This is a genomic window from Ornithinibacillus salinisoli (assembly GCF_042684965.1).
GTDB classification, from domain to species: domain Bacteria; phylum Bacillota; class Bacilli; order Bacillales; family Amphibacillaceae; genus Ornithinibacillus; species Ornithinibacillus salinisoli.
Genome location: NZ_JBHUMI010000043.1, coordinates 26,021 through 47,684, shown reverse-complemented (window position 1 = coordinate 47,684; position 21,664 = coordinate 26,021). Strand labels below are relative to the sequence as shown.

General features: G+C 37.5%; 25 protein-coding genes and 1 pseudogene. 12 read left to right on the top strand and 14 right to left on the bottom strand.

Annotated features, from left to right (window positions below; all coding sequences use genetic code 11):
* The first annotated feature begins 80 nt into the window (after positions 1-80).
* Positions 81-2,006 (top strand): C40 family peptidase, encoded by a 1,926-nt coding sequence (locus tag ACFSTA_RS19490; RefSeq protein WP_377558504.1) that lies wholly within the window; start codon positions 81-83, stop codon positions 2,004-2,006.
* A 56-nt stretch (positions 2,007-2,062) separates the two neighbouring features.
* On the opposite strand, the gene ACFSTA_RS19485 is transcribed toward ACFSTA_RS19490, so the two are convergent.
* Positions 2,063-2,596, bottom strand: a complete 534-nt coding sequence (locus ACFSTA_RS19485) for a hypothetical protein (protein ID WP_377558503.1) — start codon at positions 2,594-2,596, stop codon at positions 2,063-2,065.
* Positions 2,597-2,806: 210 nt separating this feature from the next.
* On the opposite strand from ACFSTA_RS19485, the gene mgtE reads away from it, so the two are divergent.
* Positions 2,807-4,168: a magnesium transporter gene (gene mgtE, locus ACFSTA_RS19480; RefSeq protein WP_377558502.1), complete on the top strand. Its 1,362-nt coding sequence runs from the start codon at positions 2,807-2,809 to the stop codon at positions 4,166-4,168.
* Between the two features lie 51 nt (positions 4,169-4,219).
* On the opposite strand, the gene ACFSTA_RS19475 is transcribed toward mgtE, so the two are convergent.
* On the bottom strand, positions 4,220-5,797 hold the full coding sequence (locus ACFSTA_RS19475; RefSeq protein ID WP_377558501.1) for a peptide chain release factor 3: 1,578 nt from the start codon (positions 5,795-5,797) through the stop codon (positions 4,220-4,222).
* A gap of 157 nt (positions 5,798-5,954) precedes the next feature.
* Here ACFSTA_RS19475 and ACFSTA_RS19470 point away from each other — a divergent pair, with 157 nt between their 5' ends.
* On the top strand, positions 5,955-6,593 hold the full coding sequence (locus tag ACFSTA_RS19470; protein WP_377558500.1) for a helix-turn-helix domain-containing protein: 639 nt from the start codon (positions 5,955-5,957) through the stop codon (positions 6,591-6,593).
* A gap of 162 nt (positions 6,594-6,755) precedes the next feature.
* Entirely contained in the window at positions 6,756-7,619 is an 864-nt protein-coding gene (locus ACFSTA_RS19465; RefSeq protein WP_377558499.1) for a phosphotransferase family protein, read from the top strand.
* A 61-nt stretch (positions 7,620-7,680) separates the two neighbouring features.
* Here the strand turns inward: ACFSTA_RS19465 and ACFSTA_RS19460 are convergent, their stop codons facing one another.
* Positions 7,681-7,845: a hypothetical protein gene (locus ACFSTA_RS19460; RefSeq protein WP_377558498.1), complete on the bottom strand. Its 165-nt coding sequence runs from the start codon at positions 7,843-7,845 to the stop codon at positions 7,681-7,683.
* Positions 7,846-8,004: 159 nt separating this feature from the next.
* Here ACFSTA_RS19460 and ACFSTA_RS19455 point away from each other — a divergent pair, with 159 nt between their 5' ends.
* Positions 8,005-8,247 (top strand): hypothetical protein, encoded by a 243-nt coding sequence (locus tag ACFSTA_RS19455; RefSeq protein WP_377558497.1) that lies wholly within the window; start codon positions 8,005-8,007, stop codon positions 8,245-8,247.
* 50 nt (positions 8,248-8,297) lie between these two features.
* Here the strand turns inward: ACFSTA_RS19455 and cysC are convergent, their stop codons facing one another.
* The 4 genes from cysC to ACFSTA_RS19435 are packed head-to-tail and all read right to left on the bottom strand — an operon-like array spanning position 8,298 to position 11,861.
* On the bottom strand, positions 8,298-8,894 hold the full coding sequence (gene cysC, locus ACFSTA_RS19450; protein ID WP_377558496.1) for an adenylyl-sulfate kinase: 597 nt from the start codon (positions 8,892-8,894) through the stop codon (positions 8,298-8,300).
* Positions 8,894-10,045: a sulfate adenylyltransferase gene (gene sat / locus ACFSTA_RS19445; RefSeq protein ID WP_377558495.1), complete on the bottom strand. Its 1,152-nt coding sequence runs from the start codon at positions 10,043-10,045 to the stop codon at positions 8,894-8,896. Before sat ends, cysC begins: the two co-directional genes overlap by 1 nt.
* A 1-nt stretch (position 10,046) precedes the next feature.
* The gene (locus ACFSTA_RS19440) at positions 10,047-11,135 is read right to left on the bottom strand and encodes an inorganic phosphate transporter (RefSeq protein WP_377558494.1); all 1,089 of its coding nucleotides are present in this window, start codon (positions 11,133-11,135) and stop codon (positions 10,047-10,049) included.
* A gap of 12 nt (positions 11,136-11,147) precedes the next feature.
* Positions 11,148-11,861: a phosphoadenylyl-sulfate reductase gene (locus tag ACFSTA_RS19435; RefSeq protein ID WP_377558493.1), complete on the bottom strand. Its 714-nt coding sequence runs from the start codon at positions 11,859-11,861 to the stop codon at positions 11,148-11,150.
* Positions 11,862-12,103: 242 nt separating this feature from the next.
* Here ACFSTA_RS19435 and ACFSTA_RS19430 point away from each other — a divergent pair, with 242 nt between their 5' ends.
* The 4 genes from ACFSTA_RS19430 (at position 12,104) to ACFSTA_RS19415 (ending at position 14,715) form a co-directional block, all read left to right on the top strand.
* Positions 12,104-12,802 (top strand): 2-phosphosulfolactate phosphatase, encoded by a 699-nt coding sequence (locus ACFSTA_RS19430; protein ID WP_377558492.1) that lies wholly within the window; start codon positions 12,104-12,106, stop codon positions 12,800-12,802.
* Positions 12,796-13,554: a phosphosulfolactate synthase gene (locus ACFSTA_RS19425; protein WP_377558491.1), complete on the top strand. Its 759-nt coding sequence runs from the start codon at positions 12,796-12,798 to the stop codon at positions 13,552-13,554. The genes ACFSTA_RS19430 and ACFSTA_RS19425 overlap by 7 nt, the downstream gene beginning before the upstream one ends.
* 26 nt (positions 13,555-13,580) lie before the next feature.
* Positions 13,581-13,979 carry a VOC family protein gene (locus tag ACFSTA_RS19420; protein ID WP_377558490.1) on the top strand — a complete coding sequence of 133 codons (399 nt, stop codon included), beginning with the start codon at positions 13,581-13,583 and terminating at the stop codon, positions 13,977-13,979.
* 121 nt (positions 13,980-14,100) lie between these two features.
* The gene (locus ACFSTA_RS19415; RefSeq protein WP_377558489.1) at positions 14,101-14,715 is read left to right on the top strand and encodes a YitT family protein; all 615 of its coding nucleotides are present in this window, start codon (positions 14,101-14,103) and stop codon (positions 14,713-14,715) included.
* 12 nt (positions 14,716-14,727) lie between these two features.
* On the opposite strand, the gene ACFSTA_RS19410 is transcribed toward ACFSTA_RS19415, so the two are convergent.
* Genes ACFSTA_RS19410 through ACFSTA_RS19400 form a run of 3 tightly spaced genes read right to left on the bottom strand, consistent with a single transcriptional unit; the run spans position 14,728 to position 16,721 of the window.
* Positions 14,728-14,934, bottom strand: a complete 207-nt coding sequence (locus ACFSTA_RS19410) for a hypothetical protein (RefSeq protein ID WP_377558488.1) — start codon at positions 14,932-14,934, stop codon at positions 14,728-14,730.
* Between the two features lie 22 nt (positions 14,935-14,956).
* Positions 14,957-16,174: an MFS transporter gene (locus ACFSTA_RS19405; protein WP_377558518.1), complete on the bottom strand. Its 1,218-nt coding sequence runs from the start codon at positions 16,172-16,174 to the stop codon at positions 14,957-14,959.
* 46 nt (positions 16,175-16,220) lie between these two features.
* Positions 16,221-16,721, bottom strand: coding sequence for a DUF3231 family protein (locus ACFSTA_RS19400; RefSeq protein WP_377558487.1), 501 nt, complete (start codon positions 16,719-16,721; stop codon positions 16,221-16,223).
* A gap of 192 nt (positions 16,722-16,913) precedes the next feature.
* Here ACFSTA_RS19400 and ACFSTA_RS19395 point away from each other — a divergent pair, with 192 nt between their 5' ends.
* Positions 16,914-17,570, top strand: coding sequence for a DUF3889 domain-containing protein (locus ACFSTA_RS19395; RefSeq protein ID WP_377558486.1), 657 nt, complete (start codon positions 16,914-16,916; stop codon positions 17,568-17,570).
* 140 nt (positions 17,571-17,710) lie between these two features.
* Positions 17,711-19,666 carry a GTP-binding protein gene (locus ACFSTA_RS19390; protein ID WP_377558485.1) on the top strand — a complete coding sequence of 652 codons (1,956 nt, stop codon included), beginning with the start codon at positions 17,711-17,713 and terminating at the stop codon, positions 19,664-19,666.
* A gap of 140 nt (positions 19,667-19,806) precedes the next feature.
* On the opposite strand, the gene ACFSTA_RS19385 is transcribed toward ACFSTA_RS19390, so the two are convergent.
* The gene (locus ACFSTA_RS19385) at positions 19,807-19,941 is read right to left on the bottom strand and encodes a YjcZ family sporulation protein (protein ID WP_377558484.1); all 135 of its coding nucleotides are present in this window, start codon (positions 19,939-19,941) and stop codon (positions 19,807-19,809) included.
* Positions 19,942-19,981: 40 nt separating this feature from the next.
* Complete coding sequence (locus ACFSTA_RS19380) at positions 19,982-20,092, bottom strand: YjcZ family sporulation protein (protein ID WP_377558483.1); 111 nt, start codon at positions 20,090-20,092, stop codon at positions 19,982-19,984.
* 202 nt (positions 20,093-20,294) lie between these two features.
* On the opposite strand from ACFSTA_RS19380, the gene ACFSTA_RS19375 reads away from it, so the two are divergent.
* Positions 20,295-20,561, top strand: a complete 267-nt coding sequence (locus tag ACFSTA_RS19375) for a hypothetical protein (protein WP_377558482.1) — start codon at positions 20,295-20,297, stop codon at positions 20,559-20,561.
* Positions 20,562-20,754: 193 nt separating this feature from the next.
* Here the strand turns inward: ACFSTA_RS19375 and ACFSTA_RS19370 are convergent.
* Positions 20,755-20,838, bottom strand: a pseudogene (locus ACFSTA_RS19370) (YjcZ family sporulation protein); the annotation flags it as partial.
* Between the two features lie 103 nt (positions 20,839-20,941).
* A complete protein-coding gene (locus tag ACFSTA_RS19365) occupies positions 20,942-21,052 on the bottom strand; it encodes a YjcZ family sporulation protein (RefSeq protein ID WP_377558481.1) in 111 nt (36 codons plus the stop codon).
* Between the last annotated feature and the right edge of the window lie 612 nt (positions 21,053-21,664).

Genomic DNA, 21,664 nt, shown 5'->3' with positions numbered 1-21,664 from the left:
ACCAACAACCGAAGTATGATTCTTGGATCTTGTTGAACACTATAGGCAATGATTATAGTGTAAAGGGGTTTGTTTTTTGGATGGATCTTATTCAAAGGTATGAACTTAGAAGGGTTAGTGCAAAAAGAGAAGAGTACGAGGTTGTCGTTTTTTTAGATGATCAAATGGCAGAATTTGCTGATGAATTAGGTCACAAACCGGAGGACAATAAGGATTTCTTGAAAAGCGTAAAAGAAATGGTCAATAAGCGTTATCCTCAAGTGAAAGTTACTGTGATTAAAGTAATGATAGGAGGAATGGCGATTACATCTATCCCATTAATAGGTGGAATGGTTTCTCAGGCAGAAGCGTCTGCTTCTGGCTCTACCAACACGGAAGTAGTACAAAACAGTTCGATTCATTATAAAGTTAGTGCTGGGGAAACGCTCTGGGGAATAGCAAAGAAATTTAATACATCTGTGGATAACTTAAAGCGAGCAAATAATATTAACACAGATACGTTGAGTTTAAATCAGCAATTAATTATCCCAAAGGCTTTTCATACAGTTGGAAATGGAGATTATTTATCCGTATTGGCTAGGGATTATAGTACAACAGTAGATGCGATTAAAGCTGCAAATGGATTAACAGGTGATATAGTCCGACTTGGACAATCATTAGTAATTCCTAAATTCGTAAGTGGTCAATCAAGTCAAGAAGGACCAACAGTAACTCAATCTCCAACACAAGCATCAACATCGTATACGGTCGTCCCAGGAGATAGTTTATCAAAAATTGCCAAACGATTTGGAGTAACGGTAGATGGATTGCGAAGTACGAACAATTTATCATCAGATATAATACAAGTTGGACAAGAAATAACGATTCCAGCTGGGGGAACAACTGGGCAACACTCTTTTTATACAGTTGCAGCCGGAGATAGTCTGTGGACTATAGCTAATCGGTATCAGGTTTCGGTAGACTCTATCAGAAATGCTAATTCATTATCATCTGATGTGTTGCAGATTGGTCAAACAGTAACCATACCATCAAGTGGAGCTGCAACGGATACAAATGCACAGGTACCCACTACATCTAATATTCAATATACAGTCGTTTCCGGTGATACATTGTGGGGAATAGCTAATAAGCATAATGTCCATGTCGATACCCTTCGGAGTTCAAATAATTTAGATAGTGATCTACTTCAAGTCGGTCAAACATTAGTAATCCCTAAGGATGCTAATGGAGTATCTGCTCCAGCATTGACACCTTCAGCCGATGAGGCAACGACTAATTATACGGTAGCAGTTGGTGATACTCTATTTGGAATTGCCAAAAGGTTTCAAACTACTGCTACTCAAATTAAGCATACAAATCGTTTAACTAGTGATACGATTGAAGTTGGACAAGTGTTGAAAATTCCTTCAACACAAGCAGGCGCAGATAATGAAACAGAATCAACTGTTCCAAAAGATGCCTCAATTGAAACAGCGCAACGCAACTTGAAAACACTAGGGTATTATGCTGTTCCCACCATGACGGGAAGTTATGATTCATCGACAACACAAGCAATTAAAAGCTTTCAGTCGGACTACGGACTCTCTGTAACAGGGAAAATTAATCAAGCAACAAGCACTGCTATCGATCGAGCGGTTGTAAAGCATGCCATCGTGGAGGATTCCACAAATTATCTAGGTGTACCATATTTATGGGGAGGTACATCACCTTCTGGTTTTGATTGTTCAGGGTTTGTTTATTACATGTTTAAACAACATGGCGTAGATATGCCGAGAACTACTTCAGCTAACCTGTATGATCAAGGAAAAGCTATTTCAAGCTCAAATCTACAGCCTGGGGATCTAGTGTTTTTTGCTGTCAACTCTCCTGGTACAATTTCCCATGTAGGGTTTTATATGGGAGATAATCAATGGATTTCTGCAACAAGTTCGAAAGGTATCGCAGTTTACGATATGGATAACTCATATTGGTCAAAATACTATGTTGGTGCAAAACGGGTTTATTAAATGATACTGCTGGGTTAAATGAGGAATCCAGCAGTTTTATATATTATTTAAGTAAGTTATTGCAAAGCTTTTAATAAATTTTCTGCCAACTGAAGCATTTCCTCTGGCCCGTAAGGATCCTCAGATTGTGTAAGATGATATAAACCGTAAGATATACCATCATTTACAAAGCGAATTCTTTCTCCTAAGTCCTTTTCACCATAATAAGCTATAGTTCCTTCGCTTAATTCCATCTTATTATCTGGATTGAATTCCACATCATTTTCTTCGTTCTGAAGGCTTCCATCTGTAGGGGAGATAATAAGATTAAGCCCTAGGTTTTCTTCTGAGTTATAGTTAATAATAGCAACTTTTTGAACTTCTTTTGATCCAAGTTTATAGTTGTAGATGTTAACAGTAGATTCATAATCAAAAGGAATACCATTAACTTCTATTAGTTCAAGTTCAGTTAATTCATTAGCGTCCTCAAAAGTTAAATCGAATTGCTCATTTACTAATGATAATTCTTGGCTTGAGCTATTAAATACGACATAACAAGCAACTCCAATGATGAGTAACCAGAGAACCAATGCAATAATATATTTTCTCATATTTCAATGCCCCTTTTAATAAGTATTGGTATTTATATATATGAATCAAGTAAAGAATTAATTTATGACAAAAATAAGAAGCCGCCTTACATCAAACTTCATAAAATAATAATAAAATGACATAATATATATTGTTGACGCGTGTTGGTGCCTGTCACCTGTCGAATTTTGTCGGTGACAGGCACCTGCAAGAAAGGGGGAGTTTTCTGAGTGGGCTTGTCTATGAATGAGAATGAGGTTATGGTTGCGTTGATTCAATCGTTAAAGGAAGGGAAGAAGCCGACTTTTCAGAAGCTTGTGGATGAATTACAGCCATATGATTTGGCTCAGCAGTATATTCACTTTCCTCGAAAACATAAAAACAAATTTATCCTGTATTTGACGATCGAACAATTAACGGATTTAATTCAAGAGCTTGAAGATAAAGAGGAACAATTAGATGTGTTGCATAAGTTAGGTATTGAAAAGTCATCTAAAGTTCTTGATCTTATGGAAAACGATGATTTGGCAACACTTTTGTCAGATTTAGATCCTGAAAAAATAGAAGAATTATTGTCAGAAATGAAGCAAGAAGAGATTGAGATTGTCCAAAACCTGATGAATTATCCTCCAGAAACTGCAGGTCGGATAATGACGAATCGTTATGTATGGATACCGAAAAAGTACACGGTTCGAGAAGCAGTGGACAAGATCAAGCATTTCGCAGAGCTAGCAGAATACTTGAATTATCTCTATGTGATCGATGATGAAAAACGGCTAGTAGGTGTTGTATCTTATAAAGATTTATTACTTGCTGAATTACAAGATAAAGTGGAAGAAATCATGTTTACGAGGTTAGTAAAAGTAAAGGTACATACCGATCAGGAGGAAGTAGCAAAACTAATTAGTCGCTATGATTTTGTGTCCATTCCAGTTATCGAAGAAGATCAAACATTGGTTGGTGTGGTTACAGTAGATGATATAATCGATGTTGTTATTCGTGAAGCAAATGAGGATATTGAAAAACTATCAGCTTCAGGTAAAGCAATTGATTTTAATACAAAACCCGTAGTCGCAGCGTACCGACGATTACCTTGGCTGATTTTGTTATTATTAATTGGTCTTGTGTCAGGAAGTATAATTAGTAGGTTTGAAGAGACCTTGGATCAGGTAGTTGCATTAGCATTCTTTATGCCGATGATTGCAGGTATGACTGGAAATACAGGTACACAATCTTTAGCGGTGGTTGTTCGTGGATTAATTACCAGTGATCTTAATTTTAAACAAGTAATAGGTTTAGTCTTACGAGAATTATGGGTTGGAATTATTATTGGTGTAGTGTGCGCAGGCTTAATTTCCGTTATTGCATATTTTTGGCAAGGTGATTTGGTTTTTGGATTCGTAGTTGGAGGCTCGTTGCTGCTTACATTGATTATAGGTACGTTAGCTGGCACCGTTATTCCGTTAATACTGTATAAATTTAAAGTGGACCCAGCAGTAGCATCCGGACCACTGATCACAACTATTAATGACATACTATCCCTATTTATTTATTTCGGCCTCGCAACCATGTTTTTAACCCAACTCTCTTAATATGTTAGGTGCCAGGCACTTGTCAAAAATTGACAAGTGCCTGGCACCTGATTAAACGCCGTATGTGTTGACTTCGAACAGATCGATGAGTTCGATGTCAGTATTCTTATCTTTGAACCAGTTTAGGGAGAATTCATTTTTAAATAGGACAAGGAAATTTCCTTCTCTATCTCGGACGAGCATATTTCGTTCATCAAATAGCGTTTCATCCACTTTTTGATCTGGTTTTAACCAGCGTGGAATACGGTCCCCAATCGTTTCAAAAACCACTTCTACGTTGTACTCATTTTTCATTCTGTACTGAAAAACTTCATACTGTAATTCTCCAACAGCCCCTAATATATAGGACTCCGTACGTTTATCTCGGAATAGTTGAATTGCACCTTCCTGAACTAGCTGTTCAACACCTTTTTTAAATTGCTTCGCCTTCATAACATTTTTCGCGGCGACTTTCTTAAAGACCTCGGGTGGGAATTGTGGTAGCTCATCATACTCGTACTTTGATTTTCCTTCAACTAATGTATCCCCAATTTGATAGGCATTTGGGTCATAAATTCCAATAATATCACCTGCATATGCTTCATCCACTGTGTCTCTTGTTGAAGCTACAATTTGTTGGGACTGTGATAATTTGATCACTTTATCTGTTCTTGCTAATTTCACACTCATACCGCGTTCAAACTTACCAGAGCATACCCTTAAAAATGCTACTCGATCACGGTGAGCCGGATTCATATTCGCCTGAATTTTAAAAACAAACCCCGAAAACTCTGGGTTATCTGGCTGTACCACATCTACAGTTGTTTTTCGTGGAGTAGGTGCTGGCGCCATGGAAATAAACGTGTCAAAAAATGTCTGAACTCCAAAAGGTGCCAATGCACTTCCAAAAAATACAGGTGTTTGCTTTCCAGCCAATACTGCATCAAGTGAAAATTCATTACCCGCTTCATCAAGTAGTGCAAGTTCTTCCTCTGCTGCCACGTATGCAGACTGACTCACTAAGTCTTCCTGTTTATCTAAGTCTTCATATGGAATATATGATTCCTCTTCGTTTCCATTATACTTTACAAATTGTTTTCCATGTCGGTCAAAAATTCCGAGGAATCTTTTTCCCATTCCCACGGGCCAGTTCATCGGGTACGTTTCGATATCTAATACTTCTTCGATTTCCTCTAATAATTCAAGCGGTTCTTTTCCTTCACGATCCAATTTGTTTATAAATGTAAATATTGGAATACCCCGCATGCGGCATACTTTAAAAAGTTTTAATGTCTGTGCCTCGATACCTTTTGTAGCATCAATGATCATAACAACACTATCTACAGCTGTTAGAGTTCGATACGTATCCTCACTGAAGTCTTCATGACCAGGTGTATCCAAAATATTGACTTGATACCCGTTATAAGGAAAATTCATTACACTAGAGGTTACAGAAATACCTCGTTGCTTTTCAATTTCCATCCAATCGGAGGTTGCAAATTTACCTGATTTTTTCCCTTTAACTGTTCCCGCTGAACGTATCAAGTTTCCATACAGGAGTAATTTTTCTGTTAAGGTCGTTTTCCCAGCATCGGGGTGGGAAATGATGGCAAATGTTTTTCTTTTTTTAACTTCATCTAAAAGACTCATAAAAAAATCCCTTCGCTTTCTAATTAAATTCTAGTATATTGGTAATCGGGGATTTTTGTTTTTACATTGGACGAATGCTCCTTTAAATCGTTTCTAATGAATTATTTTATACCATCAAAAGATAGCATTAGTTACAAGGGAAGTCAATGTCTACACCTTGACTATTGAGACAAGGCTGTTCTATCATGAATTACATATATATGAAGTATGTGGAGGGGAGAGGGAGACAATAAATCTAGATCACATCGGAAAAAAAATAAAAGAAATGCGCTTGCGAAAAAAACTGACACAACAACAGGTAGCTGATGAATGCGGCATTTCCAAGAGCATGTTATCTAAAATAGAAAATGGACAAACTGCTTCTGCAATTGCTACACTATCCAAAATTTGTGATGCCTTAGAAGTTCCTCTCTCATGGGTATTGGAAGAGAAGCCAGAACAAGACCTTGTATTATTACCAAAAGCAAAACGACCATCAAAAATTGGCGATGAAAATATGGGCTATTCCTATGAATTGCTTGCAAACCGATCACAATATACTGGGATTGAACCAACGATCGTTCATGTTACACCAAAGGATATGAACCTACGAGAAGAATCATATACCCATTCCCAGGATGAATTCATTTTTATTCTAGAAGGTGCCATTTACTTATTTTACGATGGAGAAAAACATTTCATGGAAAAAGGCGATAGTGCCTATTTCCAAGGTTCTAAACCGCATTTATTTATACCGGTTAATAATGATGGTGCACAAGTTTTAACATTTTTTATAAGCAATCCAATCGAAACCTGAGTTTCTTATTACTAGAACCAGGTTTTTTATTATGCTCACGCCTCCAAATAAAATATGGAAAACTTTTTCTGCTTTATTAATCGAAATATTAGCATAATAAGTGGCATGAAATAGATTACTTATGAGATAATTTTGATAAAACTGTATGAAGGGGGTTGCTTTATGAAGCCGATAGAAATTCATGAAATTCCAAAAGAGTTATCTCGTGATATACATTCTATCACTTTCCCAAATCAGGGTTGCACTTCGAATGTAGGCATTATCCATACGACTGAGGGGAAGTTTATTTTGAAACGTGCGAAAGGTGAACTATATCGTCAATGGCTAGCTAAGGAGGCTACATTATTGAGACTTTTGACGAAAACGCCATTACCGATACCTAGAATCTATCGGTTTATTGAGGAAAATAATCGAGATCAAAGTTGGATATTAATGGAGTATATCGATGGTAATTCATTGGGGGAAGTGCTCCAACATTCTAAGTCTGATGAAGAAAGACATAATCTCATCTATCAATTTGGGAATATTTTACGAGAGTTGCATCAAACACCGTGTCCAGAGGAATTAATCACAAGCAAACCCTGGCTCGATGACATGTTAGAGCAATCCCAATATAACCTCGATCACTATGAAGTCGATGGTACGCAAGGTTTACTAGATGAACTAACCGAAAATAGACCGAAAGATTATAAGCAAACACTCATTCATGGTGATTATACAATTGATAATGTCCTAGTCCACGAAGGGAAAATAGTGGGTATTATTGATTGGAGCGGTGGGGCATATGGTGACCCTAGGTATGATGCAGCGTTAGCGATACGTACCCAACCAAACGCATTTGAAAATGATGAGGATAAAAAAACTTTTTTTGCCGGTTATGGTGAAACGATTGTTGATGAGGTGGAGTATATATATTTCGAACAGGGGTTGTACGAGTTTTTTAGGTTGATGAAGTGGAACAAATTGTGTTTTTCGGCTTTTTGTGTAATGTTTGGATGCTCTGCTTTAATAAAAAACTCATTATAAAAGAGATGTTTATGTCTAATATAATAAGGAAACGCAGGATCTGAGTTGACCTGCGTTTTCTTTATTCTTTCTCACTAGGATCATATTCATCATTTATCAGCCTAGTTACTTTGGTTGATTCACCATGTTTTATTTCCTCATTTGTTGCTTTTTCTCCGTAGGAATCTTCAGGATCAATTCCAGGAGCTACACCTCGAGTTTGGTTTGTCTTTTTCTTTTTGTCCATTTATTTTTTCCTCCGATCTATCTTACAGTTTAGTACTCCTTATAAGATAATCACTCATCACTCCAGATTATGGTTCCCACATATTTCAAAAATAGTCGAGTATGAAATGGGAAATCGATGGCAAACTACAATGGAATCTAATTGGAAAGAGGTGATATGATGCATCAAGTACAACAAACATTACAGCAAATTCAGCAACTAGCACAGCAGTTGGAACAAAACGAGCGTCAAAATGCTCAGCAATTACAGAATGCTCAACAACAAGGTGGGGCTAATATGAATGCGGGTGCAGGAGCGCAGCAACAATCAATGGCAATGCGTGAACAAAATGCTGCACAGCAATTACAACAAATTCAGCAACTAGTAACCCAATGCCAAACCCAATTAAACCAACAGCAATAAAAATTGTGGTGCCTGTCACTTGTCAAAAAATGACAAGTGACAGGCACCTGTTAAATAATTCCTTTTTTCTTTAAGTGGGTGATGATGTGTTGTGCTGCTTCGTGGACGGTGTTTTGTTGGGTGTTAATCGTTAGTTCTGGGTTGACTGGAGGCTCATAGGGCGAGTCAATGCCGGTAAAGTCACGAATTTCTCCCTTTCTGGCTCTTTGGTATAATCCTTTTGGATCACGCTGTTCACAGATTTCAAATGGACAATCCACATATACCTCCATAAACTCATGGTGCTCAAATAATTTTCGTACATGATCTCGATCTTTTTGAAAAGGAGAAATAAATGCGGTTATGACAATTTGCCCACTATCCACAAAGAGTTTCGCTACCTCACCAACACGTCTTATATTCTCAACTCGATCTTCTGAACTAAATCCCAGTTCCTTATTTAAGCCATGCCTAATATTATCTCCATCAAGAACGTAACTTCGTATACCCAAGTCGAATAATTGACAATCTAATTCATAAGCCAAGGTGGATTTTCCGGAACCAGAAAATCCAGTAAACCATAAAGCACAGCTCTTATGATTATTCAGTTTTTGTCGATCTTGTTTAGACACTGTAGTCGGATGCTTTACAATATTTTGTTGAACCACTAGGAACGCCCCGTTTCTGCTAGTGTTTTGGACATACCTTTAATCAGTTTTTCTGCAACTTCAGGTCGACTGAATTGTTTTGGAGGCATGATTCCATCTTTTAGCATTGCTCTTACTTTCGTTCCCGATAAGGAAACATGATGTTCGGAGTCATGTGGGCATGTTTTTGCAGTTCCCATACACTCACATTTTTTACAATAAAAGCTGTTCTCAAAACATAGAACTTGGATACCAATTTCCTCTTCGTCAAAGTTATTGAATATTTTTTGGGCATCATAGGTACCATAGTAATCTCCAACTCCAGCATGGTCACGACCTACTATGAAATGGGTACATCCATAATTTTTTCTGACAATAGCATGAAAAATGGCTTCCCTTGGGCCTGCATATCTCATCGCTGCTGGAAAAACGGACAGGACAACCCGATTCATTGGGTAATAATTCTCTAAGAGTACCATGTAACATTCCATCCTCAAATCACTCGAAATATCCCCAGCTTTTGTCTCTCCCACTAGGGGGTGTAACAATAATCCATCAACAGTTTCAAGTGCTACTTTCTGGATATATTCATGTGCACGATGTACAGGATTACGAGTTTGAAATCCAACAATCGTTTCCCAACCAAGTTGTTTAAATGTTTCTCTAGTTTGAAACGGTGTTAAACAAAAGTCTTGAAATTCCTTTTTAGGTGGATTCTTAATCAATGTAATGGGTCCACCAATGTATGTGTTGGGGCGTTCCATTAATTTTCTCACACCTGGATGGTTTTGATCTGTAGTTTGATAGACATTTTCTGCTTCTGCTTCCTTATCGGGCTCAAATATATCTGTAACTGTCATTACACCATAAATTGTATTGTTATATGCCAAATTGACAGTATCCCCAATATCAATACTATTAACACTCTCACAATCCACTGGTAGTGTAATTGGTATGCTCCATGGAAGTCCAGACTCCAGTCGCATGTTATCAACTACAGATTGATAGTTTTCTTTATTCATAAATCCAGAAAGGGGGCTGTATGCTCCGTTTGCTATTAATTCCAGATCACTTAAAGCAACAAGGTCTAAGGGGATTTGCTTGTTCGTGTGATCCACCTTATATTCTGAAATCACTCGGTTGATAAGTAATCCACCATGGGGTTCTATCATGTTAACTACCTCCTAATTTTTTTGGTACTACTTTCTCTTTATATATTGGTTGGCTCTTTAACTTCGGTTTAAATAAACCTACAAAATACACAACAGCAATAAGCATAAGGAACATGGCTAACCCAGAAAGATCTGATTGGATAAAAACCTTTACAAGGTTGTATGAAATGACCAGGGAGAAAAAAGGGGATATGAGCCATGTTTTTACTAGTTTCGTGATTATTGCCTTTTTCCAAAGTTCTCTTCCATTATCTGAAACGCCAACTCCTAAAATACTACATGTTGTCACCTGTGTATGGGGAACAGGTATCCCAAAAAGGGAAGCGATGATTACTAGAGTGGCGCCAATTCCAGATACAACTCCACCTTGTAATAAGGACAAGTTAGTAATTCTTTTTCCATTTGTTTCGATTACTTTTCTACCGAGGAAAATTGCTCCTAGTGCTACACATACTCCACCATATAGAGTGCCTTGGCTAATAGAAATTAATCCAGCAGCTACGAGAGGGCCAACTGAATTGGCTACATTGTTCATCCCAGCAGAGAATGCTTCCAAAAAGCCGGTTAGGATAACAGCTACAGCTAAATATTTTTTCCATTTATCCTTGGTAAGTATGGGATGTTTTCTTTGAAGTATCTGTATGGCGTTGTTTGCAAAGTATGCGAGTAGAAATGCAATAAGGGGGACTAAAATCCAATACATCACGATTATGATCAATGTATCAACAAACAGTACCTGAAATGCAATACCGACGCCAACAACTGCCCCAACAGTGACTTCACTTGTTGATAATGGTATACCACTCAAATTAGCAATAAAAAGGGATATACTCGCTGAACTGAGTATGATGAGAGCGACTTGGAGTGAAATAATGGTATCGGGAATAATTTCGGACCCGAGCGTCTTAACAACTTCTCCTCCACCTAATACTGCACCAAAGAACACACCAACTCCACATATAATTAATGCGATTTTTTTTGTTTTTACAGCCTTTGACCCGTATGCAATCCCCATTGAAGCCGCAGCTCCACTTGCGCCAATATTGATTGCAAAAAAGAAAGCAATGATAAATAAGAGTATCGTTATCAATTAAAACAGTCCCTACTTTACTTGATGCAGTCCACACTCATTCTTATTAAAATTTGACCATCTTCCAGCTCTAGTGTCTGTTCCATCAATAACTGGAAGTGTACACATTTCACAGCCAATACTTGGGTAGTTTTCGTCGTGTAATTTGTTATATGGCAGGTTATTTAATTCGATATAGTCCCACACATCATTCCAGGTCCAGTGAATTAATGGACAAATCTTTACACTTTTAAACTTATCATCCTTATTTACATAATCGGTATTACGTCGGCTAATTGATTGCTCTCGTCTTAGTCCGGATATCCATGCATCTGCTTCTGACAGTTCTTTTTCTAAAGGATTTATTTTTCGTAATTGACAACATAAATTGGGATTACGTTCCCATAATTTATCCCCAAGTTCCTCTTTTTGTTCTGCTAAAGAAAACTGCGGTTTTACCATTTTTATAGTAAGTTTTGGGTATTTTCCTTTTATTTTCTCGATCAGAGAATATGTTTCGTTGAAATGTAAGTCTGTATCCAAAAATACAATCTTCGCATGCGGATTGACTTTGGAGATTAGATCAATCAAGACAATTCCCTCAGCTCCAAAACTACAAGAATATATGATTTTTTCTTTATAGACGCGATATGCCCATTTAATCACATCCATAAAATCTTTTAATTCATGATTGAGTTTTTCTTGAACGTGATCATTCCAATTTTCATATGTTAATTTTGTCTCCATTTCCTTCCCCCGCTTTGCTGATTTGACAAGTAAACCTTTTCATTCTGAACACACTTGCTAGGTATTTGTCTTCAATCAATGTATTCAACTGATTGGGCGAATGTTAAAGGGAAAGAGCCCAATTTTTGTTCATAAAAAAGGTATTGGTAGTAACGAAAAAAATATAGGCGAATATACTTGGTGTATGAAGTTCAGCCATTGCAACGAGTAACGTTGTTTTCAAGTAAGGAGCGTATTTAGGAATGGATGTTCAAATATATCAAGGCAGAAATGCTATAAATCGACCAGCTAACATCACAATAGTGATTGATGTATTACGAGCTTTTACAGTGGCTCACTATGCTTTTTTGCGGGGGGTTCAACGGATTCTTCTAGCTGAAACAGTCGAGCAAGCATTTCAAATCAAAGAGAAAAACCCCTCCTTTTTGTTAGCAGGAGAAGTGGATGGAATAGCCATCAAGGGCTTTGATTTGGATAATTCCCCTTATCTTATACAACAAAAAAAACTGTCAGGGAAGACACTTGTTCAAAAAACGACGAATGGTGTTAGAGCAACGTTAAACTGCTTAGCATCCGACCATGTTTATGTTACTGGATTTACGAATGCGAGAAATACGGCTGAATTTATCAGAGAAAACCTTATAAACGGGGATAAGGACGTTGTTCATATTATTGCCTCTCATCCTAGTGGGGATGATGATTATGCTTGTGCAGAATATATGAAACATATTTTGGAGGATGCCGATGTTAGGATCTCTGTCCATGAAGTAAAAGAAAGAATAAAAAATTCTCATGTGGCTAAGAAATTTTTTGATGAGAACAATCCAGACTTTCGACGCGAAGATGTGTTACATTGCCTCGTAGAGTTAAATACAAATTTTATAATGAAGGTTGATAATTCGGGTGAAATTCCAATGATTGAGAGGGTTCAAGTATGCTAGAAACAGGTTTAGTGCTGCCATTTAGAGAAGTGAAACCGAGAGAAAATGGATTGACGATCCTAATTGATAATGGAACTCCTTTAAACTTGTTTAAGGATATCATGGTTAGTTCTAATAACTTAATTGATTTCGTCAAGTTTGGATGGGGCACATCGCTTGTAACGCCATACATGGAACGAAAAATGGAGTGGCTTAGAGAGCAGGGGATTGAATATTTCTTTGGTGGAACGTTGTTTGAAAAATTTCTTAGCCAGAATAAAGTAGAAGAATATTACGACCTATGTAAAACATGGGACTGTAACTATGTGGAAATATCAAATGGAACAGTAGATATTTCCAATCATGAAAAAGCATTATACATTAAAGAGTTTGCTAATGATTTTGCGGTGTTTAGCGAAGTTGGGAATAAGGATGTATCCATGGCGAATGAAAAGAATTCAATTGAATGGCTGGAAAATATACATGAAGATTTTGAGGCAGGGGCAACAAAAGTTATTACCGAAGCTAGAGAAAGTGGTACTAGTGGATTATGCCGGGAAGATGGGGAAATAAGAATGGATATCTTCCAATTGATTAAGGATTCAGGAATTCCATTTGAGCGAATGATATTTGAAGCTCCTAATAAAAAAATGCAAATCTTTTTTATTGAGCATGTTGGCACAAATGTGAACCTTGCCAATATTGCATTATCGGATGTTATTTCATTAGAAACACTTCGTCTTGGGTTACGTTCAGATACATTTCATATGTAGTATTGAAAGTTGGGGAGGAATTGAATATGAGAGATACGAATAAAGTTTTTCATTTGGCTATACCATGTAAGGAGTTAGATGAAACGGTATCATTTTATGAGAAATTAGGCTGTAAATTGGCGAGAAGGTATGATGATCGTGTTACGTTTGATTTCTTTGGTGATCAAGTGGTCTGTCATTTAAGTCCAGATCATATCGATGAAAAACCACAGATGTACCCTCGTCACTACGGAATTACATTTCTAGATAAAGAAGACTATGATCAAGCTTTAGAATATGCTATTAAAGAAGAACTGCCATTCTTTAGTAAGCCGATGATTCGCTTCAAAGGTAAACAAGAAGAACATATGACATTCTTCTTAATCGATCCCGCAAATAATTTACTCGAATTCAAATATTATCACGATAAGAGTATGGTTTATTAATGGAGTGCCTGTCACTTGTCAATTTTTGACAAGTGACAGGCACCTGTTCTTTTTATTGTTATGGTCGAATAGGGTTATTAGGAGGGTTGTCCTAATAGTTGTATTTGATGGGGAGTAGCATATGAGAGGTTTTTGGAGGAAACATGGACTAGTTATGCTTGGTGGTATGTGTCAGGGCTTTGGTATGGGATTATTCTTATTTCCTAATTCGATACCTTCTGGCGGTGCAGGTGGAATCGCTGTACTTTTGAATTACTGGTTCCATATTAATATGGGACCTGCACTTTGGATTGTAAATTTTTCATTTATGCTGTTTGGTGTAAAGTATCTCGGAAAACGATTTACGTTATGGACTCTCATAGGTATAACCATGACTTCCTTATCGATTGATTTTTTTGAGAGTCATTTTTCGATTCCGAATCGAAGCTTGTTTTATGATCTGATCATTGGTTCTATGTTTCTAGGTTTAGGCATTGGTATCTTAATGCGTAATAATGTTTCAAATGGTGGGATTGGCGTTATCGCCATTATGATTTCCAATGGAAGAAATATCCTACCTGGTAAGCCATTGTTCCTTATCAATTCACTTATTTTTTTAGTTACAGCAGCTGTAATCAGCTGGGAGATAATCTTTTTAGCTCTCATCAGTCAATGGATTTCAACGACAGTAGTTGATGTAATTTGTCGGGTGGATTTTTCGCCTTCATATAGCTTTGGTTGGCGAAAAAAACCATGAATTAAATTAATTTTATTTAATGTTATAGTCTCGCTCCTGTAACATTAGTATGATATGTTTTGGTGAAATTTGCTCTTCATTATACTCTATCTTTATTTCACCATCATCCGTATCAATAAGTACTCTGTCAATTCCACGGGATTCGTTTAATATTCCTTCAATCTCTTGAATTTTTGGATCAGATGTTGCATCTTCTACAAACAAGGTTATTACTTTCATTTCTCATACTCCTTCTGTGTTATTAAACATATTTATATCGGAATTTTGTCTTTTTATTTTTCTTTCCATCTTTTCCTTTTACATGTAATAAGAGTAGTACTAATAAGCCAATAAGTAATGAAAACGTGGCTAGCGTTACGAACATACCGGTGCGTGACCAGTCCATTAGTCGAGAAAATATTGGGGGACCTAAAGCTACACCAAAGAAGCGAACAGAACCATATAAAGAAGTAACAAACCCTCTTCTTTCCTTTCCAACTGCACCTGTAATTAAACTGTTTACACAAGGTAATATTAACCCTGCGCCTACACTACTAATGGCAAGAACAGCAAGAAAGGGGACGATTTTCTCTATAAAAATGAGTGATCCATAGGATATTGTCATGAATGAAAATCCCAGTAATTGCAGTTTTTTCATTTTTTCAAAGTTCTTCCCAATTTTACTTCCGGTTAAATAAGAAGTCGTTACCATTACAATCAGTGGAATGGCTAATATTAATCCTTTCATGACACCATCAATAGAATAAGTTGTCTCCAATCTATCCGACAAAAAGAACAATATCCCGAATAAGGTAAAGAGACAAGCTCCGCCTGCAAGATAAGTTGTAAACAACCATCGCCCTTCCTGTTTAAATACACTAAGTAATCCATGGACATATTTGCGAAATGGCGGCGGTGCCTGCCGGGTGCTTTTTTCTTTCACAAAAAAGATTACGAGCAACAAGGAAAGGAGACTAAGTGCAGGAAAAGCAAAAAATACGGAATGCCAAATAACTATCCCTAAAAGCGCCCCGATAATAGGTGATAATACTTTTCCTAGTCCATTCGATGCTTCAAAAATACCGAGAACACGACTTTGTTCTCCACCTTTAAATAAATCACCCGTTAAGGCCATTGCTACAGGAGCAGTTCCTGCAGCACCAATTCCTTGAATTGTTCTACCGATGAGAATCCAAATATATGCATTCGAAAAAAAGGCTGCTGCAAGTCCAGCTAACAGTCCACCAAGTCCAAATAGGATGAGAGATGGTATGATGATGATCTTCCTAGAGTAACGATCCGAAAGATAACCGACTACAGGGATGAAAATGGCTCCTGCAATGGAGAATACAGTTATTGTCAAACTTACTTTCATTTGCGAAATATCCAATGAAGATTTCATATCAGGGAAGATCGGTATTAACATGGAATTTCCTAGTGTCATGATAAGTGGAATGGAGCCAATTGCAGCAATAACCATACTATTATTTTTGGACTTCACTTTCTCTACTCCTTGCAAATTGCTATTATTTAATATTTATGGGTGGAGAGACTAGCCAACCTTTTTCTTTCATAATTTGTAAAAGCTTGACTTCGTTTTCTTCTCTTTGTGCATGAAAATCGCCAATCATTTCACGAATATCCTCACGGTTTGAAATTCCCATGATATAGCTGCCTGTTATTTTTCCAGTTACTAATTCTTTTTGCACTAATAAAGCAATTTCAGCTTCGTTAAATCGTGCTCCAGCAGGAATGTCTTGAACTTCAACATTTGGACGATCTGGCGGGGCAGGAGGCAGTCGTATTCCTGTTTCTTTTAGTAATGCTTCAATCTGCTGAGCCTCTTGGGTAAATCCACTTTCTAAAAGATCTTCTAAAAATGTCTTTAAATCATGATCTCCAGTATGATTAATGAATACCTGCATGGTAACTAGTAATGCTTTTGTATGGAATAAGTAAGACCAGAGATGAAAGACTTCACCTGCATGTAATGGTTCATCTTCTTGCTTTCCACCTAAGACTCCCATTTTTTCACCTCCTTCTAAAATCGTTTCTTTAGTTTTCCAAAACAAAGAAAAAATATGTTGATATTCATGTAGTATGTTTTTAGGATGAATATCGGACTGCTATAATGCAGTTTCACGTAACGGCTTTTGTCACGGGTCAACCTTTTCCATGCATATCTTATTTAAGGTTAGTCTACAGATAGGAGGAAAAATATGTATTCAAATTATCCTGGTTATCGACAAGTATATTCGTATCCATATTATATGGTACCGTATGTGGCTTATCCTTATCGCTATGGTTTAAATGACATTTCTTCAATTTCTTGGCTACGTCAACAACCCATTAGCGGAAGAGCAACATGGACAGAAGGTGGTCCAACAACCCAATGTGGAATCCCGTGGTCAACGAATGAATATATGACTGTTGCAGTCGGTGAAAATGCACCATATCAATGCGGTCAATCAATGAAAGTGAGAAATCCATCCATCCCAGGAAGAGAAGTAATCGTAACCGTAGTAGATAAAATTGCAGGTGTAAATGGGAATCGAATTAACTTACATCGAAGAGCTTTTGAAGCATTAGGTGCTAATCCGTCCATTGGAGTAATAAATGTAGAGATTATTCCTGAGCCAGATTTAGAAGAAGAAAAATGGGGCAAGTATTTAATAGAAGTTGTTCGAACCGCCTATCCAAATTGGAATGTCACAGAGTATAAGTCGGTTGATAAATCAGAAGTATCTCCATCGCAAACCAAAGAGACATATGAATTTATTTTACAATCTCCCCAAGGACAAATTACACTTAGAGGTAATGTTACGTACAACCCTGAGACAGATAAGGTAATATCGTTTGATTTAAGTGAAGTGTAGGTTTAGGTGAGAAACAATCCCCAAATCGTAATCCGATTTGGGGATTGTTTCTATAAGGATGCCTTTATGGAAAAAATCCTAACTCAAGAACAACCATCATTTGATATAATAGAATGAAGATACATATAAAGGGTGACGTTATGAAAAAGACGATCGGTGTACTGGCACATGTAGATGCAGGTAAAACGACATTTTCCGAACAATTACTATATCATACAAAAGCAATTCGAAATCGAGGACGGGTGGATCATAAAGATACATTTCTCGATAGTCATCAAATTGAACGGGATAGAGGGATTACTGTTTTCGCAGACCAGGCGATATTCCCTTATAATGATTCCATTTATTATTTAATTGATACACCTGGTCACGTTGATTTTTCTCCAGAAATGGAACGCGCAATACAAGTGATGGATTATGCAATCATTATCATAAGTGCGGTTGAAGGTGTGGAAGGACATACAGAAACCGTTTGGCAACTACTGCGCAAACACCAAGTTCCCACTTTCATTTTTATTAATAAAACAGATCGAGAAGGTGCCAATGTCGAAAAGGTAATAGATGAAATTCGTGCAAATTTAACGAAGGATGTTGTCGACATCTCTACTTCCTTATCAATGAGGGATATGAATCAAGAATTAATTGAGTTTATTGCAGAGCGAGACGAAGTATTATTTGACACATTTATGGATCGCGGATATGATGCCGATCGATGGTTTTCATCGTGTAAACAACTTATTAAGGAAAACCAAATCTATGCATGTTCCCATGGTTCGGCATTAAAGGATATAGGTATACAAGATTTTATAGAAAAGATCGATCAACTAACAGATACGTCTTATACTAGCGAGCGTGATTTTGCTGGGCGGGTTTATAAAATTCGTTATGATGATAATGGAAACAGAGTGACGTTTCTAAAAGTATTGCAAGGAACATTACAGGTTCGTGATCAAGTTGAATATGGACCTGAAGGGGGTCGGATCATAGAAAAAATAACCCAACTTAGAAATTATAACGGAAATCACTATAGAACAGTTGAACAGGTCTCTGCTGGTGAGCTTGTTGGGGTTGTTGGTCTCTCTCATGCTGTGATTGGAGAGGGGCTAGGAACCTATATACATCATGTGAGCTTCGAAATAGTACCAACATTAAAGTCTAAGGTTATCTTTGATACTGCTATTTCTAATAAAGAAATGCTGCAATGCTTTCGAAAGTTGGATGCAGAGGATCCTTCGTTACAAGTTGTTTGGGATGAACATTTTCAAGAAATCTATATTCATGTCATGGGTATGATTCAACTAGAGGTGTTAAAAAAGCTAGTAAAAGAGAGGTTTCATTATGACATCGGGCTTGAGGAGCCTAAGATACTTTACAAGGAAACGATTGAATCTACTGTCGTTGGGTATGGTCATTTTGAACCTCTTAAGCATTATGCAGAAGTCCACCTTAAAATTGAACCCGCTCCAAGGAATAGCGGTATCGTATTTACGAATAATTGTCACACGAATGATTTGTCAATCGGTAACCAGCATTTAATTCAGCGTCATTTGTTCGAGAGAGATCACCATGGAATACTTTCGGGATCAGCACTCACAGATGTAAGAATTACACTATTAACCGGACGAGGTCATCATAAACATACATCAGGCGGGGATTTTCGTGAAGCAACATTTCGTGCCTTACGACAAGGACTAGAGAAAGCAAACAATATGTTATTAGAGCCATATTATCAGTTTAATATAAAAGTCGGACAAGATGAAGTTGGGAGGGTATTGTCTGATATCCAGCAAGCACATGGATCTTTTGAACCACCAAAAACCACAGGAGATAAAGTAACTATAATCGGAAAAGTTCCCGTAATTAATTTTATGAATTATCAAGTAGATCTAGCTTCTTTTACACATGGTAAAGGAATGATTAGTCTTCGGTTTTCTGGTTATGACTACTGTCATAATACGGAGGAAGTGTTGCAGCAAATTGGATATCAGAAGGATGCAGATCCATTGTACGTCTCTAGTTCCATTTTTTGTGCAAGAGGTCAAGGGTATACAGTTCCGTGGGATCAAGTTGAAAAGCTCATGCATTGCTTGGATTAATAAAAGGAAAGAGGCTGGTTCGAAAACCAACCTCTTTCCTATTAATTGATGTGGGATTAATGAGTATGAAATGTTTCCCAAGGAATGGGAAAGAATCATAACAGTCGATTAGACTGCTATGATCCCAAATTAGGTTGAGCCTACAGCCAAGCTGCACCTACAATGATTAGAAGGATAAACAATACGACGATAAGTGCGAAACCACCGCCATAGCCTACTCCTCCTACTGGTGCTCCATAGCCATATCCACATTGTTGACCATATCCGAATGACATAATACAAAACCCTCCTTATGATAATTAATTCTTGGTGAGATTAATAACCAACGTAAGCTGTTCCGACAATAATTAATAGAATAAACAGCACTACAATTAATGCGAAACCTCCGCCATAGCCTACTCCTGCTCCAGCAACAGCTTCACTCATCAAATAACACCTCCATGTGTCATTTGTTATTACTATATGATACCTAACCTATATTGATATAGGACACTGTCCCAAATTCCCGAATTTGGGCTTCTTCTATTACTGATTTCTTCCACTAATACCCTAATGCATTTATCCATTACGATAAACTACTGATAAACATACAATGTCATATAGCTCAGGAAAAAATGGAGGTGAAAGGATGTCTGCACATTATTATGATTTATGTAACCGTCATAGAGGTAGAGCAGTTGAAATAAGAACGAAGGATGGGAGAGTACACCGGGGAATTATTAACCATGTTAACCAACAAAAAGTTTATTTACAGCCCATGGATGGTGGTCCTCGAAATCTGGGTGGCTTTGGATATGGTTTTTACGGACCAGGTTTTGGATTTGGTGGTCTTGGTATAGGAATCGCTCTAGGTGCGATTGGTACACTTGCCTTACTACCATGGTTTTTCTGGTAAGCTCTTAACTGTATTTAAATGATGTTTACTCATAGTTTGTTTACCTCTTTCGTTTATTAATATATGGTGAATTGTTTGCATCCCATACAAATTATGTATGGGATATTTTTTTCGATGAAAGCATGTCCTCATCGTAAGGGATAGATGCACAGCCACCAAAGTGACTGTGCAAACAGACTAAGGTACTATGAACCTATAACCAGGCTGCCCCTACGATGATGAGAAGGATAAATAAGACAACAATTAACGCAAATCCGCCGCCAGCGCCATAGCCGCCACCTGCATACCCAGCACCAGCACCAGCACCGGCGCCATAACCACCATAACCAAATGACATAAAAAAACCTCCTAATGAATTGTTAAGACCTTAGGTATTTTGATTAATACCCGTAACCGCCATAAGATGCACCAATAATGATTAAAAGAATGAATAAGACTACGATTAAGGCAAATCCTGCTCCATAACCATAACCTGCTCCAGCACCACTCATAAATCCGACACCTCCCATAATAGTTTGTTATTAATGTATGTGTTTTTATAGGTGGCGTAATGGATACTATCCTAGAAAACAGGATTTTGGGCATGATTAAGTTTTTTATTGACCATTCTCACATAGTTTGTTGGAGTTTTTTTTATAAAATGCGAAGCATAGGCTCATCGCTCTGGAAATTCACTTCGACTCCTGCGGGCTCACGATAAGCCTCCTCGCTCGTATCTTCTAGTAATGCTTCGCACTAGGCTACCACGACGCAAGGGAAAAAAAGAAATTTAATCAAGTAGTTCTCTCGCTCCTGTGGGGTCTTATCGTCTTCGCTTGGAGTAGGGGGTTAACGGTGCGGACATGGCGTACGTTATTTCGTAAAATAATCTCATTTGAAAATGTAATCGGACATCAAGTACGTTATTTGCTCTAATTCATACCAGAATACCTGTCATTCCGGTTAATAACGGAACAGATGTCCTAGAAACCCCTTTATTACCCAATTTTGTCACAAATAAGGGAAGAATTGTCCGTTTCCATACTTCTCCTATCCATGTGTTTTCTTTGCCTCTTCGCGTTCCCCGCCCGCGGAAAGCGATTGCCGCAGCGGAAAACACGTTG

What these genes read in the sequence shown, in the direction of transcription:
- ACFSTA_RS19490 (WP_377558504.1), top strand. Translation starts at nt 81, where the DNA reads ATGGATCTTATTCAAAGGTATGAACTTAGAAGGGTTAGTGCAAAAAGA.
- ACFSTA_RS19485 (WP_377558503.1), bottom strand. Translation starts at nt 2,596, where the DNA reads ATGAGAAAATATATTATTGCATTGGTTCTCTGGTTACTCATCATTGGA.
- ACFSTA_RS19475 (WP_377558501.1), bottom strand. Translation starts at nt 5,797, where the DNA reads ATGAGTCTTTTAGATGAAGTTAAAAAAAGAAAAACATTTGCCATCATT.
- ACFSTA_RS19465 (WP_377558499.1), top strand. Translation starts at nt 6,756, where the DNA reads ATGAAGCCGATAGAAATTCATGAAATTCCAAAAGAGTTATCTCGTGAT.
- ACFSTA_RS19460 (WP_377558498.1), bottom strand. Translation starts at nt 7,845, where the DNA reads ATGGACAAAAAGAAAAAGACAAACCAAACTCGAGGTGTAGCTCCTGGA.
- ACFSTA_RS19455 (WP_377558497.1), top strand. Translation starts at nt 8,005, where the DNA reads ATGCATCAAGTACAACAAACATTACAGCAAATTCAGCAACTAGCACAG.
- sat (WP_377558495.1), bottom strand. Translation starts at nt 10,045, where the DNA reads ATGATAGAACCCCATGGTGGATTACTTATCAACCGAGTGATTTCAGAA.
- ACFSTA_RS19435 (WP_377558493.1), bottom strand. Translation starts at nt 11,861, where the DNA reads ATGGAGACAAAATTAACATATGAAAATTGGAATGATCACGTTCAAGAA.
- ACFSTA_RS19430 (WP_377558492.1), top strand. Translation starts at nt 12,104, where the DNA reads ATGGATGTTCAAATATATCAAGGCAGAAATGCTATAAATCGACCAGCT.
- ACFSTA_RS19425 (WP_377558491.1), top strand. Translation starts at nt 12,796, where the DNA reads ATGCTAGAAACAGGTTTAGTGCTGCCATTTAGAGAAGTGAAACCGAGA.
- ACFSTA_RS19420 (WP_377558490.1), top strand. Translation starts at nt 13,581, where the DNA reads ATGAGAGATACGAATAAAGTTTTTCATTTGGCTATACCATGTAAGGAG.
- ACFSTA_RS19415 (WP_377558489.1), top strand. Translation starts at nt 14,101, where the DNA reads ATGAGAGGTTTTTGGAGGAAACATGGACTAGTTATGCTTGGTGGTATG.
- ACFSTA_RS19410 (WP_377558488.1), bottom strand. Translation starts at nt 14,934, where the DNA reads ATGAAAGTAATAACCTTGTTTGTAGAAGATGCAACATCTGATCCAAAA.
- ACFSTA_RS19405 (WP_377558518.1), bottom strand. Translation starts at nt 16,174, where the DNA reads ATGGTTATTGCTGCAATTGGCTCCATTCCACTTATCATGACACTAGGA.
- ACFSTA_RS19400 (WP_377558487.1), bottom strand. Translation starts at nt 16,721, where the DNA reads ATGGGAGTCTTAGGTGGAAAGCAAGAAGATGAACCATTACATGCAGGT.
- ACFSTA_RS19395 (WP_377558486.1), top strand. Translation starts at nt 16,914, where the DNA reads ATGTATTCAAATTATCCTGGTTATCGACAAGTATATTCGTATCCATAT.
- ACFSTA_RS19390 (WP_377558485.1), top strand. Translation starts at nt 17,711, where the DNA reads ATGAAAAAGACGATCGGTGTACTGGCACATGTAGATGCAGGTAAAACG.
- ACFSTA_RS19385 (WP_377558484.1), bottom strand. Translation starts at nt 19,941, where the DNA reads ATGTCATTCGGATATGGTCAACAATGTGGATATGGCTATGGAGCACCA.
- ACFSTA_RS19380 (WP_377558483.1), bottom strand. Translation starts at nt 20,092, where the DNA reads ATGAGTGAAGCTGTTGCTGGAGCAGGAGTAGGCTATGGCGGAGGTTTC.
- ACFSTA_RS19375 (WP_377558482.1), top strand. Translation starts at nt 20,295, where the DNA reads ATGTCTGCACATTATTATGATTTATGTAACCGTCATAGAGGTAGAGCA.
- ACFSTA_RS19365 (WP_377558481.1), bottom strand. Translation starts at nt 21,052, where the DNA reads ATGAGTGGTGCTGGAGCAGGTTATGGTTATGGAGCAGGATTTGCCTTA.